The organism is Actinospica durhamensis (genome assembly GCF_018139695.1).
In the GTDB taxonomy this organism is placed as follows: Bacteria; Actinomycetota; Actinomycetes; order Streptomycetales; family Catenulisporaceae; genus Actinospica; species Actinospica durhamensis.
Genome location: NZ_JAGSOG010000433.1, coordinates 1 through 4422 on the forward strand (window position 1 = coordinate 1; position 4422 = coordinate 4422).

A 4422-nucleotide genomic window follows, 5' to 3' on the forward strand; every position below is an offset into this window, starting at 1 on the left:
TCCCTGTCCCGTCCCCGTCTGCGGCAGTCCCCGTCCCCGTCCGTGCCCCCGTCCGCGGTCCAGTCCCTGCCCTTCACCTGTAATCCGTCGCTCGTCGCTCGTCGCTCGTCGCTCGTCGCTCGTCGCTCGTCGCCCGTCGCCCGTCGCTCGTCGCTCGTCGCCCGTCGCCCGTCGCCCGTCGCCCGTCATGCGTCATCCGTTATCTGTCCGCCGTCATCACCGGTACTCGGCCAGTCGCGGCCGTACGCCCAGTCCCACCAGCACCAGCGCCGCCCCCGCCATCGCCCACGGCAGCCACAGCCACGGTCCGAGATCGTTCGACAAGCTGTCCGACGCCTGCCGGAACGAGGCCAGGCGATCCCCGGAGATCGCCTCCAACCCCTGGTCGTAGTCGAAGAAGTCGAACGCGTCCTCATGCCGGGCCGTGCCGGTCTCCACCGAGAGCGCACTCGCGACGTCGCCGTTCTCGACGTCCGTGTGAATCAGCGCGTAGTCGGCTTCGGGTCCGTCGGTCCACAGCTGCGTCGAGTCACCCGGGACCCCGCTCGGCGCCTTGAGCTCGAGCGCCACCGCCGCGGCCTGCCGGGTGACGGTGTTCCAGTCCAGGAAGGGCATCAGCACGCTGCGTACCGCGGCGCCGTCGGCGTCATAACTGTCCGCCCTGATCTTCACCACCTGCAGGTAGGCGGTCAGCCGCTGTCCAGACGCCTGCGCATCCTGCGATGCCGAGCTCAGCGCCACCATGGCGCCGCCGACCAACGCGACGGTGATCGCCGTCGCGGCCAGCAGGGCCGGGTTGAGCAGCCGGCGGTACCACCTGGTGAACGCGCGCTGAGCGATGACCAGCGCGCCCACGGTCACGATGCCCAGGGCCAGCGTGCCGATCAGCCCGGCCATCGCCCAAACGTGCGCGTCGGACGCGGCCGACGTCGACGCCGCGGCCGTACTCTGCCGCAAGTCCTCGGCCGCCGGGAGCACCACGTCGTGCATCAGCGTCTCGGCGCGGCCGTAGAAACCGATGGCCGTCGGCGTCGGAGAACCCGCGAACACCCCAGGAAACTCGTCGAGCCCGATCGCCGCGTCGGCCACCGACCGATACTGCGTCACATCGGCCGCGAGCACCGAGGTGTCCGCGCCGGCGCTCCCCGCCGACGCACCCGTGCCGCCAGTCGTGGTTCCGGTCGAACCGGTCCCGGTCCCCGTCGAAGTCGTCGCCGATGTCCCCGACGTCGTCGAGATGCTCACCCCACCGGCCGCCGCGAGCGCCTGCAGATCCGCGTCGACCTGCGCCGTCCGAGCGTTGTACGCACTCAGAGCGCTGAGCTGATTCCCGGCGAACGTGCCGTCCCCCGCGCTCTGGAAGTCCCCGTCCCCGAGCAGCACCAGCCGCGCCGCCTCGGCGTCCAAATCGGCCAGCGCGAAATACAGGTCCCCGGCCGTAGCCGCCGTAGCCGCCCGCGACGTCACCGTCTGCGCCCGCGCCCGCGCCTGCAAGAACGCCGCCGCCGTCACCGCCATCAGCGCGAACAGCGCGAACAGCGCGACGGTGAGCGTCGCCGCGATCAGCCGCACCCTCGTCGGCGTGGGCCGCACCGGACGCGCGGAGCGTCCCGGAACGACCGCGGGCGGGGACCATCCTGGCTGCGCGACGGTGGTGGCCACAGCGACAACGTAATCGCAGAACGTGAACGTCGGGCGACGCAAAGGGAAATAATCCACGCCCGAGAGCCCGGCCCGACAGCCGTATCACCACCCCGCCCGCGGCAGCATCACCACCTCGCCCACGACAGCATCACCACCTCGCCCACGACAGCTGGCGGGCCGTCACGTCGGGGCCGTCACCCTCAATGAGTCGGCCGACCGAGCTGAGCAGGCATCCGCACCGGACCGGAGCATCGATCTGAATCCATTGACCGTCCTCCTGGCCGGATGGCCGGATGGCCGGATGGCCGGATGGCGGATGGCGGATGGCGGATGCCGGACGCCGCTTGCCGGACGCCGGATTCGCGAGCGCTCATGCATGGCTGCGAAGCCGGAGTGAGATGGCAGGGACGTCGGAGTGAGATGGCCCGGATGCCGGAGTGAGAGGGATGATGCATGGCCTTGGCCCCGGGCTCGGTACCATCGTGCTAGGCCGCCGTTGGAGCGGTCGCGAGTGATTTCGAGAGAGCAGGAGTGCCACGGTGTCCGAGATCCGTGTGACCATCGACCGCCTACCCGACCAGCGGGAAGAGCGGACGGTCACCACGGGCACTACGATCGGCCAGCTCTTCGCCGAGGTGTTCGCGGGCGACCGTTCCAACATCGCCGCCCGGCTGCGTGCCGCCGCGGCCGAGCCGATCCTGGTCGACCTCGACCGTGAACTCGCGGACGGAGACGCGATCGAGCCGGTCGCGATCGACTCCGAGGACGGCCGCGCCATCCTGCGCCACTCCACCGCGCACGTGATGGCCCAGGCCGTGCAGGAGGTCTTCCCGGAGGCCAAGCTCGGCATCGGCCCGCCCATTCGGGACGGCTTCTACTACGACTTCCAGGTCGAGCGTCCGTTCACCCCGGACGACCTGAAGACGATCGAGCAGCGGATGCAGGCGATCGTCAAGCAGGGCCAGCGTTTCTCCCGCCGCCCCGTCTCCGACGAGGCCGCGCGCCAGGAACTGGCCGGCGAGCCGTTCAAGCTCGAGCTGATCGGCCTGAAGGGCTCCGGCAACGCCGTGAGCACCGACGACGGTGCGGACGTCGAGGTGGGCGGCGGCGAGCTGACCATCTACGACAACATCGACGCCAAGTCGGGCGAGCTGTGTTGGAAGGACCTGTGCCGCGGTCCGCACCTGCCCACCACCCGGAACATCCCGGCGTTCAAGCTGATGCGTTCGGCCGCCGCGTACTGGCGCGGCAGCGAGAAGAACCCGCAGCTCCAGCGGATCTACGGCACCGCGTGGGAGTCGAAGGACGCGCTCAAGGCGCACCTGGACTTCCTGGCCGAGGCCGAGAAGCGCGACCACCGCAAGCTCGGCGCCGAGCTCGACCTGTTCTCCTTCCCGACCGAGATCGGCTCGGGCCTCGCGGTGTTCCACCCGAAGGGTGCGGTCATCCGCAACGAGATGGAGCAGTACTCGCGGCAGCGGCACGTCGAGTCGGGATACGAGTTCGCCTACACCCCGCACGCCACCAAGGGCACGCTGTTCGAGCTCTCCGGTCACCTGGACTGGTACAAGGACGGCATGTACCCGCCCATGCAGCTCGACGACGGCGTGGACTACTACCTCAAGCCGATGAACTGCCCGATGCACAACCTGATCTTCCGCTCGCGGGGCAGGTCGTACCGGGAGCTGCCGCTGCGGCTGTTCGAGTTCGGCACCGTCTACCGGTACGAGAAGTCGGGCGTGGTCCACGGTCTGACCCGTGCCCGCGGCTTCACCCAGGACGACGCGCACATCTACTGCACCCGCGAGCAGATGTCGGACGAGCTCGACAGCCTGCTCACGTTCGTGCTCGATCTGCTGCGCGACTACGGCCTGAACGACTTCTACCTCGAGCTCTCCACCCGTGACCCGGAGAAGTCGATCGGCACGGACGAGGCTTGGGCGGAAGCCACCGAGACCCTGCGCAAGGTCGCGCTCAAGCGTGGCCTCGACCTGGTGGACGACCCGGGCGGCGCCGCGTTCTACGGCCCGAAGATCTCGGTCCAGGCCAAGGACGCGATCGGCCGCACCTGGCAGATGTCGACGATCCAGCTCGACTTCATGGAGCCGGGCCTGTTCGACCTCGCCTACAAGGGCTCCGACGGCGCCGACCACCAGCCGGTGATGATCCACCGCGCCCTGTTCGGCTCGATCGAGCGCTTCTTCGCCGTGCTCCTCGAGCACTACGCCGGCGCCTTCCCCGCGTGGCTCGCCCCGGTCCAGGTCACCGCGATCCCGATCACCGACGCCCACGTGCCCTACCTGCACGAGGTCGCGGCGAAGCTGCGCTCCCAGGGCATCCGGGTCGAGGTCGACGCCTCGGACGACCGCATGCAGAAGAAGATCCGCAACGCCCAGAAGGCCAAGGTCCCCTTCATGCTCATCGCGGGCGAAGAGGACGTGACCAAGGGCGCCGTCTCCTTCCGCTACCGCGACGGCTCGCAGAACAACGGCGTCCCGGTGGACGAAGCCGTCGCCGAGATCGTCGAAGCAGTCCGCTCGCGCCGCAACGACTGACGGGAACGACTGGCGCGCAACGACCGAGGCACGATGGCTGACAGCAGACAGCCCGTCCCGAGCCAACGCCAGTGGTGAACGCTAGGCAGTGAACGTGCCGCTGCACCGGAAATCCGGTGCAGCGGCACGCTGCATTCTGGGGCGCGTCATTTTGAGATGCGGGGCGTCATCCCGGAGCGCGTCATCGTGGACGTGGACGTGGGCGTGGGCGTGGGCGTGGGCG

General features: G+C 69.4%; 2 protein-coding genes. One reads left to right on the top strand and one right to left on the bottom strand.

Annotation, left to right across the window (positions count from 1 at the left end; translation table 11 throughout):
• Positions 1-216: 216 nt before the first annotated feature.
• Positions 217-1662, bottom strand: coding sequence for a hypothetical protein (locus KDL01_RS39245; protein ID WP_212533803.1), 1446 nt, complete (start codon positions 1660-1662; stop codon positions 217-219).
• 521 nt (positions 1663-2183) lie between these two features.
• Here KDL01_RS39245 and thrS point away from each other — a divergent pair.
• Positions 2184-4199, top strand: a complete 2016-nt coding sequence (gene thrS / locus KDL01_RS39250) for a threonine--tRNA ligase (protein ID WP_212533804.1) — start codon at positions 2184-2186, stop codon at positions 4197-4199.
• Positions 4200-4422 lie beyond the last annotated feature (223 nt).